At 54.1% G+C, this 18,427-nt stretch carries 15 protein-coding genes; 2 read left to right on the forward strand and 13 right to left on the reverse strand.

Annotated elements, in window-relative coordinates:
* Positions 1-147: 147 nt before the first annotated feature.
* On the forward strand, positions 148-1,089 hold the full coding sequence (locus G6R38_RS26140; RefSeq protein WP_166831754.1) for a polysaccharide biosynthesis/export family protein: 942 nt from the start codon (positions 148-150) through the stop codon (positions 1,087-1,089).
* A gap of 308 nt (positions 1,090-1,397) precedes the next feature.
* Here G6R38_RS26140 and G6R38_RS26145 read toward each other — a convergent pair whose 3' ends face one another.
* Positions 1,398-5,849, reverse strand: a complete 4,452-nt coding sequence (locus G6R38_RS26145; protein ID WP_166831755.1) for a PVC-type heme-binding CxxCH protein — start codon at positions 5,847-5,849, stop codon at positions 1,398-1,400.
* Between the two features lie 70 nt (positions 5,850-5,919).
* Complete coding sequence (locus tag G6R38_RS26150) at positions 5,920-7,014, reverse strand: Gfo/Idh/MocA family protein (protein WP_166831866.1); 1,095 nt, start codon at positions 7,012-7,014, stop codon at positions 5,920-5,922.
* A 273-nt stretch (positions 7,015-7,287) separates the two neighbouring features.
* Here G6R38_RS26150 and G6R38_RS26155 point away from each other — a divergent pair, with 273 nt between their 5' ends.
* A complete protein-coding gene (locus G6R38_RS26155; RefSeq protein WP_166831756.1) occupies positions 7,288-8,436 on the forward strand; it encodes a XylR family transcriptional regulator in 1,149 nt (382 codons plus the stop codon).
* Positions 8,437-8,478: 42 nt separating this feature from the next.
* Here the strand turns inward: G6R38_RS26155 and G6R38_RS26160 are convergent, their stop codons facing one another.
* The 11 genes from G6R38_RS26160 to G6R38_RS26210 all read right to left on the reverse strand — a co-directional run bounded on the left by G6R38_RS26160 (position 8,479) and on the right by G6R38_RS26210 (position 18,410).
* Positions 8,479-8,877 carry an alpha/beta fold hydrolase gene (locus tag G6R38_RS26160; RefSeq protein WP_166831757.1) on the reverse strand — a complete coding sequence of 133 codons (399 nt, stop codon included), beginning with the start codon at positions 8,875-8,877 and terminating at the stop codon, positions 8,479-8,481.
* A gap of 531 nt (positions 8,878-9,408) precedes the next feature.
* Positions 9,409-10,074: a hydrogenase nickel incorporation protein HypB gene (hypB, locus tag G6R38_RS26165; protein ID WP_166831758.1), complete on the reverse strand. Its 666-nt coding sequence runs from the start codon at positions 10,072-10,074 to the stop codon at positions 9,409-9,411.
* Positions 10,071-10,415 carry a hydrogenase maturation nickel metallochaperone HypA/HybF gene (locus G6R38_RS26170; protein WP_166831759.1) on the reverse strand — a complete coding sequence of 115 codons (345 nt, stop codon included), beginning with the start codon at positions 10,413-10,415 and terminating at the stop codon, positions 10,071-10,073. The genes hypB and G6R38_RS26170 overlap by 4 nt, the downstream gene beginning before the upstream one ends.
* 23 nt (positions 10,416-10,438) lie before the next feature.
* Positions 10,439-11,536: a hydrogenase expression/formation protein HypE gene (gene hypE / locus G6R38_RS26175; protein WP_240928392.1), complete on the reverse strand. Its 1,098-nt coding sequence runs from the start codon at positions 11,534-11,536 to the stop codon at positions 10,439-10,441.
* Positions 11,533-12,666: a hydrogenase formation protein HypD gene (hypD, locus tag G6R38_RS26180; protein WP_166831760.1), complete on the reverse strand. Its 1,134-nt coding sequence runs from the start codon at positions 12,664-12,666 to the stop codon at positions 11,533-11,535. The genes hypE and hypD overlap by 4 nt, the downstream gene beginning before the upstream one ends.
* Positions 12,663-12,914 carry a HypC/HybG/HupF family hydrogenase formation chaperone gene (locus tag G6R38_RS26185; protein ID WP_166831761.1) on the reverse strand — a complete coding sequence of 84 codons (252 nt, stop codon included), beginning with the start codon at positions 12,912-12,914 and terminating at the stop codon, positions 12,663-12,665. Before G6R38_RS26185 ends, hypD begins: the two co-directional genes overlap by 4 nt.
* 4 nt (positions 12,915-12,918) lie before the next feature.
* A complete protein-coding gene (gene hypF / locus G6R38_RS26190; RefSeq protein ID WP_206028743.1) occupies positions 12,919-15,264 on the reverse strand; it encodes a carbamoyltransferase HypF in 2,346 nt (781 codons plus the stop codon).
* A gap of 25 nt (positions 15,265-15,289) precedes the next feature.
* Positions 15,290-15,907 (reverse strand): beta/alpha barrel domain-containing protein, encoded by a 618-nt coding sequence (locus G6R38_RS26195; protein WP_166831762.1) that lies wholly within the window; start codon positions 15,905-15,907, stop codon positions 15,290-15,292.
* Positions 15,904-16,401, reverse strand: coding sequence for a hydrogenase maturation protease (locus tag G6R38_RS26200; protein WP_166831763.1), 498 nt, complete (start codon positions 16,399-16,401; stop codon positions 15,904-15,906). The genes G6R38_RS26195 and G6R38_RS26200 overlap by 4 nt, the downstream gene beginning before the upstream one ends.
* A 5-nt stretch (positions 16,402-16,406) precedes the next feature.
* Positions 16,407-17,828, reverse strand: coding sequence for a Ni/Fe hydrogenase subunit alpha (locus tag G6R38_RS26205; RefSeq protein WP_166831764.1), 1,422 nt, complete (start codon positions 17,826-17,828; stop codon positions 16,407-16,409).
* A 24-nt stretch (positions 17,829-17,852) separates the two neighbouring features.
* Positions 17,853-18,410 carry an NADH-quinone oxidoreductase subunit B family protein gene (locus G6R38_RS26210; protein WP_166831765.1) on the reverse strand — a complete coding sequence of 186 codons (558 nt, stop codon included), beginning with the start codon at positions 18,408-18,410 and terminating at the stop codon, positions 17,853-17,855.
* Positions 18,411-18,427 lie beyond the last annotated feature (17 nt).

Here is an 18,427-nt window from a genome sequence, read left to right on the forward strand (position 1 = left end):
TGATTCGTCGCAACGGTTGAGTATTGGATCATTCCGGTGCGTATCGCACATATATGCAGCGGGCAAACTGCTCGAAAAACCTCGACAACGAACCGTTTTGTTCGCTACGTCATTCATTGAACTGCTCTATAATAGGCAGGATCAGCCATGCCGATACGGATTGTGCAACACGGACTGTGGCTTGTACTTTGCACAGTTTTGTTTTCAAGCGGCTGCGGGACGGGCCCCGGTGGTGCCTTCGCCTTGGTGCCCGACACGCACGTTCTAATCGAAGCAGCCGATACCATGCGACGCTGGGTCCACCAACCGGCTCCCGTTGCGCGCGAACTCAGCAAGACGGTGATTCCGGTCTATGTCGTCGAACCCGGCGACGTTCTGATCGTCGAAACCGCTTTTTTCGATTCACCGCTGAGATTGCCTCAAGACCAAACCGTTATGCCTGATGGCACCATCGATCTGGGACGTTTTGGACGCCCGGTCGTCGCTGGCATGAGCTTGGAAGAGATCGAGGCTCATCTTTTTGAATTGATCGAAGCGACTAAGCCAACCCATGATGGCGAACCGCTCACGACTGAGGAAATGCAGGTGAATGTTCGCCTTCTCGGACCGAACGGCGTGTACTTCTACGTTCTTGGTGAGGTCAACAATCCTGGTTCCTACACGTACACAGGACGCGAGACTGTGCTGGACGCGATTCTCGCTGCCGGGGGGATGAGCGACCGGGCGAGCAAAACCGACATCATTCTGAGCCGCCCGACAGCACCGGGGGAATGCCGTGTTGTGTTGCCGGTTTGCTACGAGCAAATCGTTCAACTGGGAGACACGACGACCAACTATCAAATCATGCCCGGCGACCGAATCTTCATCCCGACAGACCGAGCTTGCGATGGCTGCTTGAAATGTCTCGGACTCAAAAAAGACTGCAACGTCTGCAACACGCAGCAATGTGGGACGGCCGACTGTCCGCTGCCATTTGCTGCACCGGTCCACTATGAACGCCCCGTCTCACCGGCTTCCACGGAAATCGTTCATCCGACAGAAATCGCCCCCAAGCCTGCGGTCGATGTCCCGCCCATGCCAAACGAATAATTCATCAATTCGCATCGAAATGAATGCTAACCGTACTCGCAGCCGTCGGCCTGATCGAACAATGCATCGAATGAAGCTGTGAACTTCGTGTCCCGATCAGGCAGATTTTGAAGACTCTTGATTCGAGTCTTTGAGCCGTTTGAGCACATGAGTTTCCCGAGCCCGTGAGTCCCCCAAGTATCGAGCAAGAGCCGCTCGCAATTCGAACTTGCCGGAATCGAGGAGAGCTTGGTCGTCGTGAGCTAGCCACAATCGGTGTTGAGCGGATGGAATACAGACTCCTCAAATAGCGAAATCGTTTACGCGGGCTAGTCTGAGGAAGCGTCTTCAGACTCGCTTTTTGATCTTCGCTCGATCGTGACTGCCATGACGATCGGTGCGCTATTGTCTTCGCCCTTGACCAAATCGATCGTTGTGATGGCCCGGTCGCGTTTGGGTTCGATACTCAGGTAGCGGATCTGCTGGTTTCCGAGTGCGAATGCAAACTCGCTGCCCGGTACGTCGACTCGGCGGATGTAGTCTGCGAAATGGACCGCATTGATCAGTTTATGATCTTCCGTTGTGCCATCGTCGTAGGTCAGCCGAACGATCATCGAAACGGTCTTGCTGTCATCGAATGGATGGTTCCAGCCGCCAACGCCGCTGAGTAGATGGATTGCTGTTGCTGATGTTCCGCAAGGCAACGACACCGATTTGGGCATTTTGGGCGGCAGTGTGCCGTTTGGACCGTGCAGTAGCACGATGTTGGGTTGCGTTTTACCCTGAGGATCAGTCAACACGAACGGAACGCCTTTGAAGACTTTCGGTTTCCAATCCGGGAAGATCATTCGGTCCGGACCGGTATCCGTGTTGCCAAACAGCCCCTTCGTGCTGATGGCGGTCGCAACTTTGTCCAGCGGCAGCGGAATGTAGGGACCGGTATCGGTCATGAACTCCAACAAGTCCGTCAATTCCTTCTCAGAGATCTGCTTTTCAAATCCCTCTGGCATGACCGACTTACGCGACGCGATCAACTCCTCAATGTCTTCTCGTGGAACATCGATCTTTTTCGCCTTTGAATCGACAATTGTGATCGACGTCTTCGTTTCGCCGGCGAGCATTCCGTTGACGACTTTCCCGTCTACGGTCAGCACGTTGTAAAGTCGAAAGTTGCCTTCGACGTTGCGTGATGGGTCAATGATGTGCGTCAGCAGTTCTTCTTTCGGATGAACCGCCATGCCGGTCAGGTTGGGACCGATCTTCTGACCCATCTCGCCATGTTGGTGACAGGCAGCGCAAACTTTTTTGAAGACGGCTTTTCCGGCTTCGGCATCGCCTGTTGTCTCGGTCACGTGTAACAACGACTTCAAGACCTTGTCACGGTTGGCGTCCGGCAGACCGCCGCCCTTTGCGAGTAGTATTTCAGCCTGAGCCCGAAGACTTCGATCAGGGAACGATCTCAATGCCTGTTTTTGTTCCAGCGACAACTCGTTCAGGTCAAACTCTTTTGCTTCGGCTGCCGCCAGCAAAGACTTCACCCATGCCGGTTTGCCAAGAACGACACCGATAGCCGCGGACTTTGTACCGGGCGTCATGGATGGCATGTACTCGACAATCACTTTGCCGCCAGATTCCGCTTCGCTAAGACGTAGCGAAGCGAGAAGTTTTTCCGAAACATCTGGAGGAGTCTGTGGTGTGAGCAGTTCGACAACGGTCTCGACAGCATCCTTGTCGTTCGTACGAAAACCAATCAGGTCTCGTGCGGCGGCACCGCGTTCGTTAGCGGAGGCGTCCTTGTCCTCGATGATTGAGACCAAAGCTTCAACGATTTCGTCGGCATATTCGTCAAGGGCTTTGGTGCCTGATCGCGACGCGAGACGCAACAGCTTGCCTTTCAAGGTTCTGTCACCATTTTCAAACGCTTTCACAAATGCCGCGTCCAGCGACTTGTTCGACTTGATTCGGTAGTTCGTCGGCAAACCGGTGGCCAATCCGTCCAGAATCGTTACCGATAGCGTGGGGTGTGCCGTCGAAAGATTTGCGACGATACCTTGCAAACCACTAGCATCCGGTTTTTCACGAGCAAAGTGTTCTGCGATTCGACGTGTGATGCGATTGACGGCCTCGGACGGTGCGTCCTTGCGAGCAGTGACTCGTTGAAGGAAAGAACTCGCATGCTTTGCCGCTGCAGCCGTCAGGGCATCGATCAGGATTGGATCGTTTTCGCTCGATGCGAGTTCAGCCACAAGAACGCCGGCTTCCGCGGAAGCCGGCATGTCGGCGAGTGCCAGAATCGCCTGCAGCCGTACTTGCGGATTGCTGTCGCGGAACAATCCACGATGCTCCAGCAAAATCGCCAATCCGGCCTCGTCATGCGGAAGCACGGCAATCGCATTGCGACGAACCCCAGCCGACGGATGAGCGAGCGCAGTCCTCAGCCCCGTTGAAATGGAGCTCGACGCCTTATTCTGTGAGTCGAACCGGATGTATCCCAAACCACGGAGCGTGTGCAATGCGTGGATCGCACCGACATTCAATCCGATTTCGTCCACGGAATCATCTTTCAGCATCGCCAATAACGGTTCCAGCACATCGTCGGCATCGCGTTCAACCAGCAATCGCTGTGCCTGCAGCCGCCAGGGGAAAGATGGATGTTGTAGCTGGGCGACCAACTGTTGATTCGTGGCATCCGCAAGACTCGTGAAAGCATGGAGCTTATCCGATCCACCCTCAGTCGGAACGACGCGATAAACTCGGCCATGTTTTTTGTCTCGCAGGTCACTTTCATAAGCAGCGCCCTTGCCGGTTTCAAAACCATGAGGCGTCGGATTGTGTTGCACAATGTAGTTGTACCAATCGATCACCCAGACGGCCCCGTCCGGCCCGACTTCCGCCATAATCGGTGCGCTCCATTCATCGTTGCTGGCCAACAGATTCACCGGGCTGGTTGATGTGTAATCGGCTCCGTCCGGGCGTAGTACGAACGTCCCGATCAGGTGTCCTGTCGGACCACAAACGAAGGCGGTCTTGTTCCACCATTGCTGCGGAAACGTTCGTGCCGTGTACAACGCATGACCCGCCGCGGCCGTGTAGCCTCCGTGATGATCAACCTGACGGACGTTCTCGGTGATTGGATCGAATTTGTCGGAGTCGGCGATCGTGTGCAGTGTCGAAGGCGACAGGCCGCGAACGCCTTCGTAGTATCGATTCGGAATCGGTACGAATGTGCTCGGATTGCCATTGGCCGTCGAGCCGAAGATCAAGCCCTCTTCGCTGATTCCCAACCCCCAAGTGTTGTTGTCCGTCGACCGCACGAATTCTAGATCGGTGACTTTTGGGGGATCGGTCTGCGACAGCTTGAATCGCCAGAAGCCTTGACGGAACGATTGCGTCTGTTTCCCATCGAATTTTGGAGAGCTGTTGTTGTAACCCTGCATGGCCCAAATCCAGTTGTCGAGCCCGTAGCGAAAGTTGCTGACACCCCCATGCGTGTCACCAAGAGCCCAGCCAGTGATCAGAGTGGTTCTCTGATCGGCCACGTCGTCGCCGTTGGTGTCTTTCAGGAAGATCGTTTCCCGTCCGTTCTGCACGACGGCACCGCCGCGAACGATGACGATGGCGGCCGGGATGCTCAATCCGTCGGCAAACACGGTGAACTTGTCGGCGACATGGTCTCCGTCGGTATCTTCGCAGATGCGAATGCGGTCGCGGTTGCCACCAACTTCATTGGGATAATCAACCGTTTCGCACACCCACAGACGACCACGTTCATCCCATGTCATCGCAATCGGCTTGGCCTGAAAGTTTCGTTCGTCAGCGTAAAGGCGAACGGTCATGTTCTCCGGTGTGACGAAATGTTTGATCGATTCCTCAGGTGACAGAGGTTTCTGCATCAGCGTTTTAGGGTCGCCCTGCGTTCCCCATTGCCGGCTGGGTGTGTAGTTTGGGATCTTCGGGCCGACGTCAATGTACTCAAACTTTGCAACGTCTTTTCTAAGTGGCGTCATGGCAGGCGCGACGAACCGATTGACATCGCCAAAAGCGGGCACCTTTGACGGATCGTCACCACATGCCCATCGGATTCCGCGTTCCACAAGATTGTGAAAACCAGCATTGGAAAAAGTACGCTGATCGTGGCCCCACGCGGTGTAGAAAACACGGCCTTTGCCATGAGTCCGAATCCAAGTCCATGGCTCGCGTTTGCTGCCATCCGCCTGCTCACCTTCGACGCGGTACTCGAGGACGGTGCGATCCTTCTCGTTGTGCAGGTGATGAATGTACGTTTCGTCCCAACTGGTGAAGCTGCCGTAGTCTTTCATGATCGGGTGATCGGCGGCCGCGATCTGCGTTGTAAAAACACGACCACCATGCCGCTGAAACTGCGCTCCCATCAAGGCAACGATGTCCTTATTATTCCGCCAGCAGTAAGTTGCACAATGCAGCGGGATGAATCCTTTTCCACCGGCAACATAATCCAGCAACGCTTCCGCCTGAGAATCGGCGATCTCGTCAATGTTGGCATACAGCACGAGTCCGTCGAACTTCGCGAGCGTATCCGGATTGATGTCCGCCATGCGATCGGTGTATTTCAACTCGATTCCACGTTCAGCGAGTGCCGGTGCGAGTTCCTGAAACCGACGAGCCGGCTGGTGGTGACCATTGTCCCCCATGAATAGCAGGCTCAGGTCGTCTCCGACAGCATTTGCGGAGGAAACGGTCAAGAGAAGGACAGCAACGGAAGCGGCTATTCCAGCACCAATGATTGGATGTTCGTGTTTCATCGTATGACCATATTTTTTGTTGATTGAATGAGGAGCCGCTGCGGCTTTCCCGGTGCGAGGGCAAGGCTGCTTAGCCGAGCGTGAACTCCGGCAGACGAACGATTTCGCCGCCCTTTGTGGCCGACTCGTGCGCGCAGATTCCGACGCAGGTCCAGTTTGCACTTGTGACCGCATTCGGCTGCGGATCACGATCTTCCAGCAGAGCCGAAACAAACTCATGCACCAAGTGTGGATGCGAGCCGCCGTGACCACCTCCCTGAAGGAATGACAAGTGCTCGGCGTCGTGAATTTCGGCAGGCAGCGTGAATCTTTGGATTTCCTCGGGCAACAAGTGAGCGAAATCCGGAACCTCAATCTTTTCCGGAATCTCAGGTTCCGGCTTCTTTGCCGTGTGAATCACGTGTGGTTCGTTCTCCACCAGCGTCCATTCAAAACTCTTCTTGGTACCGTAGACATCAAAACTTTCGCGATACTGACGAGCAACGTCGTACAGACAGCGCCAGATGTGTGCCGTGAGATCGGAGTCTTTGACCTTGATGTGAGCCGACTGCAGCGCGAATGTGTTGCCGGACTTCTTGGCGATATCGTCTCGAACCGTCCCCGATCCGAAGCAACTCACGTATTCCGCCAGTCCGTCAACCAGTCCGAGGCAAGGGCTGACAACGTGCGTCGCATAGTGCATGGGAATCATTTCTTCCCAGTAGCTGGGCCAACCGTCCATGTCCTGCGGATGTGACGCTGCCAGATGCTGGATTTTCCCCAGTTCACCCTTGTCATACAGGTCTTTGATGAATAGGTACTCGCGGCTGTAGACGACGGTCTCGGCCATCATGTACTTCAGACCTGTTTCTTTGACTTTCTCGACGATTTGCCGACAATCGTCGATCGTCGTTGCCATCGGAACAGTACACATCACGTGCTTGCCCGCATCCAACGCTTTCAGTGACATCCAAGCGTGATCCGGAATCGGACTGTTGATATGGACGAAGTCGATATCCGAATCAGCAAGTACCTGATCGTAATCGGTGTATCGCTTCTCGATGCCGAATTGGTCGCCGGACTTGTTCAGTTCGGCTTCGTTGCGACGGCAGATCGCGGTGACATCTGCGTTTGGATGCGCCTTGTAGATGGGGATGAATTCAGCACCGAAGCCCAATCCAATCATGGCAGCATTGACAGTACGACTCACAGGATTCTTCCTTTCATTCGCAGCGCAGTCACGACACGCTGGGAAACAGCGTCGAGTAAGCGGCCAAAACCGACCGCGTGAACTGGGGCGGAGAGGACTCCGATTTTGCCTATTGTCGCATCCAACAGTTGTTCCGCCATGACATATTGCGCACAATAATTGAGATATTTTACCGACAAATCGCTGCGGTTGCACAGTGGTTCGTCTCAGTTGCTTCTGCATCCAACGATACGACTGAGTATTTTTTCGATGCCGCGACGAAGCGTTGCCCTACTAATTGAAACGTCGAATTCATACTCCCGTGGTGTGCTGGAGGGAATCACACAGTACGTTCGCCATCACGAAAGATGGTCCATCTTCCTGCCCGAACAGGAACGAGGCGGCAGACCACCGCAGTGGCTTGGACGGTGGAACGGTGATGGCATTATCGCGCGAATCGAAACCGACGAGATCGCCGCTTCGTTGCGAAAAACTAAGTTGCCGGTCGTCGATGTGAGTGCTGCTCGACACCTGCCGGATATTCCGTGGGTGGAAACCGACGATAATGCGATTGCCGAACTCGGTGTCCAGCATCTGCTTGACCGAGGCTTTCGGAATCTGGCCTATTGCGGCGATCCGGGTTTCAACTGGTCGAACTGGAGGCGAGACAAATTTCGATCGCTTGTGGAGTCGGCCGGAGTCGCTGTCAACGTTTACGATTCGTTGTCGCGCAATGACCCGAAGTACTCGTGGAACCGTGAGAAACGTGGCCTCGCAAAATGGCTCAGTGGCTTGCCTCGCCCGATCGGGGTCTTTGCCTGTTACGACATTCAAGCCCAAAAGCTGCTTGAAGTCTGCCGGGAACTGGACATCGCCGTACCTGAAGAAATCGCGGTGCTGGGAGTCGACAACGACCAGCTTCTGTGTGAACTTTCTGATCCACCGTTGTCGAGCATCATTTGCAATACGCAAAGGACAGGGTTCGAGGCAGCGACATTGCTGGACCGAATGATGAACGGCGAACAGATTGATTCTGCGCCGGTCCTTGTCGCTCCGCTGGGCATTCAAACTCGGCAGTCGACCGACATTCTGGCCATCGACGATCCCGACATCGCCACCGCCTTGCGATTCATTCGCGAACATGCGCTGGAAGGAATCAACGTGGCGGATGTCGTGCGACGCGTGGCGCTGTCACGACGAGTTCTGGAAAGTCGATTCAAAAAGATCCTTGGTCGGTCACCACATGAAGAACTGACACGTCTGAAGCTGGCACGGATCAAAGAGTTGTTGAGTGAAACCGATCTCTCGTTGTCCGAAATTGCGAGGCGGACCGGATTCGACCACGACGAGTACATGTGCGTGTTTTTTCGCAAGTTGGAAGGCATGCCACCGGGAAAGTACCGGAGCAAAGCGTTGTAATCTGGAGAATTCAGGCCCTCTTGACGGGATACCTAAGTCCGATCATTCGGAGAGCGGCGAGACGAACTGCGATAGCACTTTGAAGGTACGGCTCAATTGGTCGTGGTGAAGATTGTGACCCGCGTTGCCGATGTGTACGAGTGTGCCGTTCCGCATCGCACTGGCTACTTCCTGGTGGGCTTTGCGATCATCAGGAGATGCATCGGCTTTCAGTATCAACGCGGGAACGGAGATTTTCTCCAACGAGTCGCCGATTCGCATCGCTCCCGACATGACCGCAAACTGCTCACGTGAGTAAGCGCCGTGATACTGCTTCTTTGACAAAGCCCAGTACCCACAATCCACGAGGTCCCATTTGGGGTTGTCCCGGCGACACTTGGCGACCAGTTCGTCGAAGGAGTCGTTGTTCTGAGCAACGAGGTCCTCTGTTGAACCGAACATGCTGACGGTAAGATGTTTCGTTGGGGGAACTGAGCCGCTTTGAGTCGGCGTTCGGTTGAGCGTTTCTCCTGGTCGATCAATTCCAGTTCGCAGAGTTTCAGTAGGAACCTAATCTACATCCTTCGCAACCATCTTGTAGAGGAAGCTCTTGTAGCCGCATCGGATCACGCCCATCTGGCTCCCCTTGAGCGGCTGCTAAAAGTCATCACGTGTCCGTTTGAGGAGCAATCACGATTGGAACGCTACGCCCGACCGGCCTCTCGCGAGTTTACCGATTGCTACACGACCTTCTGCGGTACATGAGGACTTGGCTGTGCTGCCGAACTCAGTAGAAAGCGACCACATGCACCCGCAACCGCTATTCGTGGATTTGCGAACAAAGATGCGACCAATTTTGAAGTTCGTTCCAAACAGCCTCGGAACGGTTGGCTAGTTAGATCTCGCGGCAAACTTCTCCTGTGTGCAGTGGCATACGATCCGTTTTCGTGAGCAAGCCGTAGCAATCGGATTGAACTTCGTATCAGCATCGACCTAAGAATCATTGTACCGAGTATTTAGAGCACTGATCCATTCGTCGAGACCGGATTCAGTCTTTGACGAGACTTTGAATACTGGTAGTCCAGGACGAACCGAGTGAACACTTTGAAGCGCGATGTCTTCTCGAAACTCCACTGCCGTTGCTAAGTCTGTCTTGGTGATGATTGCAGCATCCGCGGTGTTGAAAATCGTGGGATACTTTAGCGGCTTATCTTCGCCTTCGGTGACTGAGAATAGCACTAGTCGATAGTCTTCGCCGAGATCGTAAGTTGCTGGGCAAACGAGATTCCCAACATTCTCTATCAAGAGAACGTCCAGATCGTCGAGATCCCACCCGTCGATGGCATTCTCGACCATGTCGGCCTCTAAATGGCAGACTGTGCCCGTTACGATTTGACGGACGGGAACACCGGAGCGAGCAAGACGGGTAGCGTCGTTTTCTGTTGCGAGATCACCCACAAGGGCGGCCACTTTGAACTTACTTGAGAGTCGTTTGAGGACTTTCTCAAGGAACAATGTTTTTCCACTTCCCGGGCTCGAGACCAAGCTCACAACATAGACGCCATGAGTATGGAACCGTTGACGCAATGCTCGGGCCTTTTCGTCATTCTTCTTGAGGATCTTGGTCCGTACTTCAACGAGCCTAGTTTGTGTGTTCATGTCTCAACCTGTAAAGCGATAATGTCCAATTCATGGCCGCGGATGATCCGTTCAATCCAATTCCCGCATTGAAGACATTGATGCAATTGAATCGACGCGATCTCAGTTTCCCGTTGGCAGTTTCCGCAGTAGCCAACTGCCTCGACGGCTTCGATATCCAATTTGACTTCACTCATTGACGTTGCCTTGCGAGCCAATTCCCAAGCCGATTGCAGGGCCTCGCATACGACTCCAGACAGTTCACCAACCTGGATTTGGACGGCGACAACGTGCACATTTCGCTGATGTGCTAGTTCTTGAACCTGATCAATCAGTTGGAGTGCGATAGACAACTCGTGCATTGGTCTTCAGTCTCCAATGACACCTAACAGATTCTGGGGAGCTGTTCACCTGCTGGCATCGTGACAATACGTTCGCCGCCAATGACAGACTTCATCACCACTATTCCAGGATGATCAGTCGTGACCTCACCGAGAATTGCGGCGTTCGCGCCAAGTGGGTGTTCGCGCATTGTATTTAACAACCGGTCAGTTTGGTCGGGTGGGACAACAGCAATCAGCTTGCCTTCATTGGCGACGTAGAGTGGGTCCATCCCAAGCATCTCACAAGCGGCACGAACTTCTGGACGCACGGGAAGTGCTGTTTCCTCAATCTTAACTCCAAGGTTGACTGCTGACACCAACTCATTGAGGACCGCTGCCACACCACCGCGAGTCGGGTCGCGCATCCAGTGAATGCCAGGGCAAGCTGCGAGCATGGCTCGCGTCAAGCTGTTCAAAGATGCGTTGTCGCTTTTTAGAACGGTGGTGAACTCTAATCCTTCTCGAACCGACATGATCGACATGCCATGATCACCGACAGTGCCAGAGACTAATATGCAGTCGCCTGGCTGAACATGTCGAATCGAAAGCGACCGACCGGCCGGTACGATTCCGATTCCCGATGTCGTGATGAACACGCCATCGCCTTTACCGCGATCGACGACCTTAGTATCGCCCGTCACCATTTGCACACCTGCGGCTTCGCAGGCAGTCTTCATTGAAATGACGATACGAGCCAAGTCGGTCAGTGGCAGTCCTTCTTCGAGAATGAACGCTGCCGAAAGAAACTTCGGTTCCGCGCCGCCGACAGCCAAGTCGTTGACCGTACCGTGCACCGCAAGTTGACCAATATCCCCTCCCGGAAAAAAAAGCGGACGAACGACAAATGAATCCGTCGTAAATGCAAGTCGAGCAGCATCGAATGGGGAGCTTGATTTCGACTCGGTCCAACGATTGAGTTGGATTGTTGCCTGATCCTCTAGTGCTGATAGGAGATTGTTGTCGAACGCTGGCAAAAATAATTGTTTGATCAGATCATTGGTGAGTTTTCCGCCGCTTCCATGACCGAGTTGGATGTGGTCGGCCAGAGTGTTAGGCAACGGACAAGAGAGTTCATCGAAATCCATTGGTGTCGCGATCATGTTTGTTGCACTTGGCGATTGGATAATTCTGCGTTGGAGGGACTCAGTCGCCGTCGATAGTTGTAGTATGCGGCACACGCCCCTTCAGACGAGACCATCGTTGCTCCCTGCGGGCTAGCTGGCGTACATGCCGTTCCGAAAATGGGACAATCGTATGGCTTTTTCCCCCCTTGAAGGATTGCCCCACTGATGCACTGGCTCGATTCACTCGTATCAATCCTCGCAAGTGAAAAACGTTGTTCCGCATCGAAATCGGCATACATTGCGGACAGACGGTAGCCGCTCCGAGGGATTGTTCCGATCCCCCGCCACATGCGATCGGTCACTTCAAAGACTTCTTGCAGAAGTTTCTGAGATGCTGGGTTGCCGATGGTTGGCACTGCCCGCGCGTATTGGTTCTCCACGCCGATTTCGTGATTCTCCAACATCCGCACGCAGCGATAGATTCCTTCGAGCAAGTCGAGCGGTTCAAACCCTGTCACGACAATCGGGACGTGAAACTGGCGGGCGAGGTCACGGTATTCCTGGCAGCCCATCACGCTGCAAACGTGACCTGCTCCCAGGAAGCCTTGGACGCGGTTGTTCGGAGACTGGAGAACGGCGGTCATCGCTGGTGGCACGAGCACGTGTGAAACCAAGACCGCGAAATTGTCGAGTCCCCTTCGCTTGGCTTGCCACAGAGCCATTGCATTGGCGGGAGCTGTTGTTTCAAACCCAACTGCGAAGAATACCACAGTGCGGGCCGGATTTCGTGCGGCGATCTTAAGACAATCGAGCGGCGAATAAATGATCCGCACGTCGCCCCCGTTCGCCTTGACGGCCAGCAAATCCGACCGACTCCCCGGCACACGAAGCATGTCACCGAAGGAGCAGAATGTGACATCCGGCCGAGACGCAATGTCGACCGCCTTGTCAATGAGTTCCAATGGTGTCACACAGACAGGGCATCCGGGGCCGTGGACGAGTTCTATTTCCGGTGGCAGGAGTTGGTCAATTCCGTATCTCACGATGCTGTGAGTCTGGCCGCCACAGACTTCCATGATGGTCCACGGTTGCGAAATCGTATTGTGAATTGCCCGCAACAGATTCTGGGCCGCCACCGGGTCGCGATATTCGTCTTGATACTTCATGGCTGCATACCATCCAATTCGTCGAGTTCGCTCATCTGGTCTAAGAATTTGAAGACCTCTTGAGCCTCGGTTTCATCGACGATGGAAAGGGCGAATCCCACATGTACGATGACGTAATTGCCAACGGAAACCTCGGGTAAATAGGCCAAGCACACTTCCTTCCGCACCCCATCAAAATCGACTCTGCCCATTAGCACGTCGTGTTCCGTATAGAGCTCGATTACAAGTCCGGGAATGCCGAGACACATAGAATTATGGTTGTCCTAAGAGTTGGGAATTGTTCAAACATCGCTCAGGACAAACCCGAAAGTTTTGGAGTCGAGCAGCAGCGACCGTGAGTTGCCCGAGACTCAAGCCGCCGTCACCGGGTGGCACTTGAGAATGCCGATACACATCAAAACCAGCATTTATGAGACGCTCGGCCGATTCTTCGGTGAGCAATGCATTGAGAAAGACGCCCCCGCTCAACACAACCCGATTGAGCTGACACTGTTTCCGCAATTGTCGACAAACGCTGACAATGATCTCGGCGACAGTGGAATGGAACCGTCTTGCGATTATTGACGGCTGAACGTCGTTCTGATTGTCGTCAATGATACCACGGATCAACGGCCGCGTGTCGACGGTTGCCGGTCTTTGATCGATGATCTCAACGCCATATTCATAGCATCCGCAATCTGGCTGATCGCTTGCCAAGTCTTCCAACGCCATCGCTGCTTGCCCTTCGAATCGATTTCGCTCGCCCACACCACAAATTGCCGCGACAGCATCGATGAGTCGTCCCATACTCGATGTCATCGGCGAGTTAAGATTCTTGCGAATCATTGTCTCCACAATGCGGAGAACTGACGGTTGGACAGTTGGAAAGAAGGATTCTGCGGGACATTCACAGCCCGCGTCCATTGCATGCGACAACGCCATCCGCCACGGTTCGCGAACGGCCGCATCTCCCCCTGGGAGAGTAACATGACGAAGATGAGCAGCCCGCTCGAAATTGTTGTAGTCACCGATAAAGAATTCGCCCCCCCAAATCGCTCCATCGGTTCCGTAGCCGGTACCGTCGAAGATCACTCCGATGACCGGTTCCGAGAGACCGTTTTCCGCCATACAGGCAGCCATGTGGGCATGGTGATGTTGCACGCCAATCAGTTTCTCCGGGGAAAATCGTTTCGCCGCGAAGCGTGTCGACGCGTATTCGGGATGCAGATCGTGAGCGATCCACTCTGGCTGCACATCGAATAGCTGCTGGTAAAGCAAGACATCCCGCTGGAATGTCTGGTACGCGTCAAGGTAATCGAGATCACCAAGATGGTGGCTAAGAACTCCCTGATCCCCGCAACCGAGAGCGAAGGTGTTTTTCAGTTTTCCGCCAACGGCCAGAATTGGAGGTGCCCATTGAACCGGCAGCGGAATCGGTTTGGGGGCGTAGCCACGTGATCGACGAACTGGCAGTTCGACGCCAGACACAACTTTGACGACGGAATCGTCACAACGAACATGAATTGGACGATTATGCACCAAGAACACGTCTGCAATACCGGCGAGTCGAGTGATTGCGTCTGCGTCTTGGGTGACGATTGGTTCATTGGATCGATTACCGCTTGTCATCACCAGGGCATTGATTTGGCTCATCAACAGATGATGCAGCGGGGTGTATGGAAGCATCACCCCAAGCCGCGAATTTCCCAATGCCACGGAATCGGCAACGGCGTTCGCTTGTTGTCGTCTTTGGAGCAGCACAATCGGCCGGGCAGGGGATTTCAACAAGACTTGCTCGTGCTGACTAACATGGCAGAGCACCTTGGCAACGGCCAGGTTAGCGGCCATTACGGCCAGCGGCTTTTCTTCACGGGACTTTCGCGTTCGGAGGTTTTGAACCGTGGCCTCGTTCGATGCATCGCAAACGAGGTGGTAACCACCAAGACCTTTGACCGCACCGATCTTACCTGCTTTGATCGCTTTTACGAATATCAAGAGCGGATCATGACATTCGATTGATTTCCCACGGACGTCTCGCAGTGACAATCGAGGTCCACATACTGGGCAGGCAATCGGCTGCGCGTGGAACCGGCGATTCCTTGGGTCCGTATACTCTGCGTGGCAATCGGGACACATCGAGAAACGAGACATCGTGGTGCGACAGCGATCGTAGGGAGCCGATTGTGTGATTGTCAGTCGCGGCCCACAGTTCGTGCAGTTTAAAAACGGATATCGAAAACGGCGATCGGCCGGATCAAACAACTCGCGGAGACAGTCGTCACAGGTTGCCACATCAGCGGAGATCAAAACGACGCCGGGACCATTTGTTTGGCTGTGCTCGATCCGAAAATCCTTTTGACCAATCGGCGGACATTGCTCACGACTGACGGACAAGATTCGCGTCAACGGTGGCGGCTGATTGACCAATTCGTCAAAGAAGCCGTCCAACCGATTCGTTTCTCCCTCGACCTCGATCTTCACGACACCGGAATCGTTCAGAACACGCCCGCTGAGGCCAAAACGCGATGCGAGCGCGTGCACAAACGGCCGAAAACCGACCCCTTGGACAATTCCTCGTACGATGATTTCGTGCCGCTGCATGTTCGCGTTCACCCGCATGGCGGTTAATCATCCTTCTTTGCGATTACAGAGAGTGAATATCCCAAGTCTGTAAGATTTTCGCATAACTCGCACGTTCATAGGCGCCAGGATCCGGAACGCGGCCCAGACTCAAACTGCCACGGGCTTGGGCGAGCGAATCGTACTCATGTTCCTCCAACCACCGTGCCGTTTCCTCTCGAATCGTTGTGAGATAACCTGGCCCGTGCCGAAGCAACGCAGACGCCATCTGGCAAATGCTTGCCCCAGCCATCACACTCTTGAGGACATCAACGGCCGTGTGGACACCGCCAGTGACCGCCATCGGAGTTTGAATCTGACCATATAGAATTGCGAGCCATCGCAATCTCAACAGTAGCTCTGAAGAATCCGACAGGTGAACGACACGTTCAACGTTGAGCTCTTCGATATTGAAATCCGGTTGGTAAAATCGATTGAAGATGACGAGACCATCCACGCCAATTTCGTCGATCTGTCGAGCAAATGCAGCGAGTGATGAATAGAACGGCGAAAGCTTGACAGCCAAGGGTATGGTCACGGCTTCACGTACCGAACGAATGACGTCGAGTGCTTGTGATTCCAGTTGTGCCACCGAGGCGTTAGTCTCGTTTCCATCCAACGTGACCCGTGTTGCCGACTTCATTGATGTCCCTCAATCTCGCTAAGGTTTTTGGAGTCGTGCAACAATCGCGTGATTTGGTGAGCCACAACTTCGACACGTTCTCGAGCGCGCGGAGATAGCGAATCGCCGTGCTCGAACCGTTCACCTCGCACACTGACCAACCACGCTTGTGGTGCGTGTCCAAAGACAACTTCCGCCAACCCCAACAGCATGGATGGATGGCAAAAGTGCGTGGCTCGTGAACCGTCAGTGTGGGGCGATAAGCGTGCGATCATGACGGCGTTTGAGCCCGGATCGAGTGGCTCCGTCTCGTAACAAGCATCGACGAATATTGCGTATTCGACGGTGGCGAGTTCCGCCGCAAACTCGGGCAGCAATTGATGAGCTGTCCGGACCAGTACGTTCGGCGGTGCCAAAGATTCCACTCGCCGAGCAACCGCCGGACCAAGTGCATCATCGCTCCGCCATTCGTTGCCGTAGCCAATCACCAGTAATTTTGCAGGGTTGGATGTCACGCCAATCACCGCTGTCTTTCGTCAATGATTTGCCCGTCGGACCGAACCATCTCGACGTGCAATGGCATCTGACCGATTGCATGTGTCGAGCAACTCAAGCATGGATCGAATGCGCGGATTCCCGCCTCAATTCGGTTCAACACTCCCTCAGGAATCTCGGGACCACTGATGTATTCCCGCGCGATTTGCGTGACCGTTTGATTCATCGCGAGGTTGTTCTGGCCAGTCGCAATGACCAAGTTTGCCTTGCGAATGAGACCGTTTTCATCAATTTGATAGTGATGAAACAATGTGCCACGGGGAGCTTCACTACACCCCACGCCTTCGAGTCGGTTCACGCCGGCATCGGCTCGCAAGTCTTTCGATTTCAGATCGGGGTCGTCCAGCATTTTCTCGATGCGTTCCACACAAGCGAGCACTTCAATGAGCCGAGCCTGATGAAAGAAAAACGAGGCATTGACCGCTCCCGCGCCGAGTTGTCGAAACTCGTCAAGTTCCTTGTTCGCCAACGGTGTCCCCATTGAATCACAGACATTCAGGCGGGCGAGCGGCCCGACGCGATACATGCCGTCGCGATATCCCAATGGTCGATAATATGGTGACTTCAAGTACGACCAAGGTTCGACCGCTTCGCCGATGTAGTCGAAGAACTTTCTTGGATCGAGACCATCGGCGACGATCTTCCGCTCACTGTCCACAAAACGCACGGTCCCTTCACCGTGCTCCCAAAGACCGCCCACTCCAACAAGTCCCATGTGCAGCGACGGAAAATTCCCAAAGGACTGGGCTTCTTGACGAAACTTCTCGACGAGCCCCTTGAACAACTCCAACGCTTGCACAGTTACGTCACGAGATTCCGGAATCCGATCGCGAATCCAACGCAGGTCCTCGTCATCCAGCGAAGACCGCACACCACCGGGAACACACCAAGCGGGATGAATTTTCTTCCCGCCAAGCCGTTCGATGATCTCCTGCCCAAATTGCCGTAAGCGAATACCGCTGCGAGCCAACTCGGGATGTTCGGCGATCAATCCGAAGACGTTGCGTCGGACGGGATCACTGTCGAACCCCAGCAGGAAGTCCGGAGCACTGAGATGGAAAAAACTTAGCGCATGCGACTGTAGAATCTGCGCCAAATTGTTGAGACGGCGTAGTTTCTTGGCAGGTAGCGGCACTTCGACAGCGAGAAGTTCATCACCCGCTCGCGACGATGCCAACAAATGACTCACGGGACAAATCCCACAAACTCGAGCCGTGATCGCTGGCATCTCCCAAAAAGGACGGCCTTCGTACATCCGTTCGAATCCGCGAAACTCCGTCACATGAAACCGAGCGTGATCGACTTGGTCGGCATCGTCCAAGTAGATGGAGATTTTGGCGTGACCTTCGATTCGAGTCACCGGATCGATCAGAATTCGTTTCGCCATGAGCCGCACTACTAACTTGAGTTGTTATCCAAATTGAATGTCTTGACCTTCAAGCTTCGGGAGTCGACCATCACGGATTGCTTCGAGGCTTTTGCGAATGCGATCTGCCGGTGGCGGACAACCGGGAATGTACGCGTCGACATGCACAACGCGATGCAATGGTTCCACACGGTCCAACAGCGGCGGTAAGATATCGGGCTCGTCGGGCAGTCTTGGGTTGACATCTGCCAGCTCGATGTAGCTGCGTTCCAGGATAGTCAGTGGATCCCCCAAGGGATTGCGAAGGGCGGTCACGTTTCCGGTCACTGCGCAATCACCGAACGAAATGAGCCACTTGGACCGCTCACGCACAAGCCGAATGAATTCCAAGTTGTCTTCGTTGGCAACCGCTCCTTCCACCAAGACCGCATCGACGTGTTCCGGATACTCTTTGATGTCAACCAGCGGTGTAAACACCACGTCTGCGAACATCGCCAACTCAAAAAGCCATTCGTCTAAATCAAGAAAAGACATATGACAGCCCGAACATCCCCCAAGCCAAACCGTCGCCAATTTGATGCGGTCGCCATTCCTGCCGGTCATTTCTCACCTCGTTTCTA

The organism is Thalassoroseus pseudoceratinae, assembly GCF_011634775.1.
In the GTDB taxonomy this organism is placed as follows: domain Bacteria; phylum Planctomycetota; class Planctomycetia; order Planctomycetales; family Planctomycetaceae; genus Thalassoroseus; species Thalassoroseus pseudoceratinae.

Coding starts and splice junctions, on each gene's coding strand:
- G6R38_RS26140 (WP_166831754.1), top strand. CDS start 148: ATGCCGATACGGATTGTGCAACACGGACTGTGGCTTGTACTTTGCACA.
- G6R38_RS26145 (WP_166831755.1), bottom strand. CDS start 5,849: ATGAAACACGAACATCCAATCATTGGTGCTGGAATAGCCGCTTCCGTT.
- G6R38_RS26150 (WP_166831866.1), bottom strand. CDS start 7,014: ATGATTGGATTGGGCTTCGGTGCTGAATTCATCCCCATCTACAAGGCG.
- G6R38_RS26155 (WP_166831756.1), top strand. CDS start 7,288: ATGCCGCGACGAAGCGTTGCCCTACTAATTGAAACGTCGAATTCATAC.
- G6R38_RS26160 (WP_166831757.1), bottom strand. CDS start 8,877: ATGTTCGGTTCAACAGAGGACCTCGTTGCTCAGAACAACGACTCCTTC.
- hypB (WP_166831758.1), bottom strand. CDS start 10,074: ATGAACACACAAACTAGGCTCGTTGAAGTACGGACCAAGATCCTCAAG.
- G6R38_RS26170 (WP_166831759.1), bottom strand. CDS start 10,415: ATGCACGAGTTGTCTATCGCACTCCAACTGATTGATCAGGTTCAAGAA.
- hypE (WP_240928392.1), bottom strand. CDS start 11,536: ATGATCGCGACACCAATGGATTTCGATGAACTCTCTTGTCCGTTGCCT.
- hypD (WP_166831760.1), bottom strand. CDS start 12,666: ATGAAGTATCAAGACGAATATCGCGACCCGGTGGCGGCCCAGAATCTG.
- G6R38_RS26185 (WP_166831761.1), bottom strand. CDS start 12,914: ATGTGTCTCGGCATTCCCGGACTTGTAATCGAGCTCTATACGGAACAC.
- hypF (WP_206028743.1), bottom strand. CDS start 15,264: ATGCGGGTGAACGCGAACATGCAGCGGCACGAAATCATCGTACGAGGA.
- G6R38_RS26195 (WP_166831762.1), bottom strand. CDS start 15,907: ATGAAGTCGGCAACACGGGTCACGTTGGATGGAAACGAGACTAACGCC.
- G6R38_RS26205 (WP_166831764.1), bottom strand. CDS start 17,828: ATGGCGAAACGAATTCTGATCGATCCGGTGACTCGAATCGAAGGTCAC.
- G6R38_RS26210 (WP_166831765.1), bottom strand. CDS start 18,410: ATGACCGGCAGGAATGGCGACCGCATCAAATTGGCGACGGTTTGGCTT.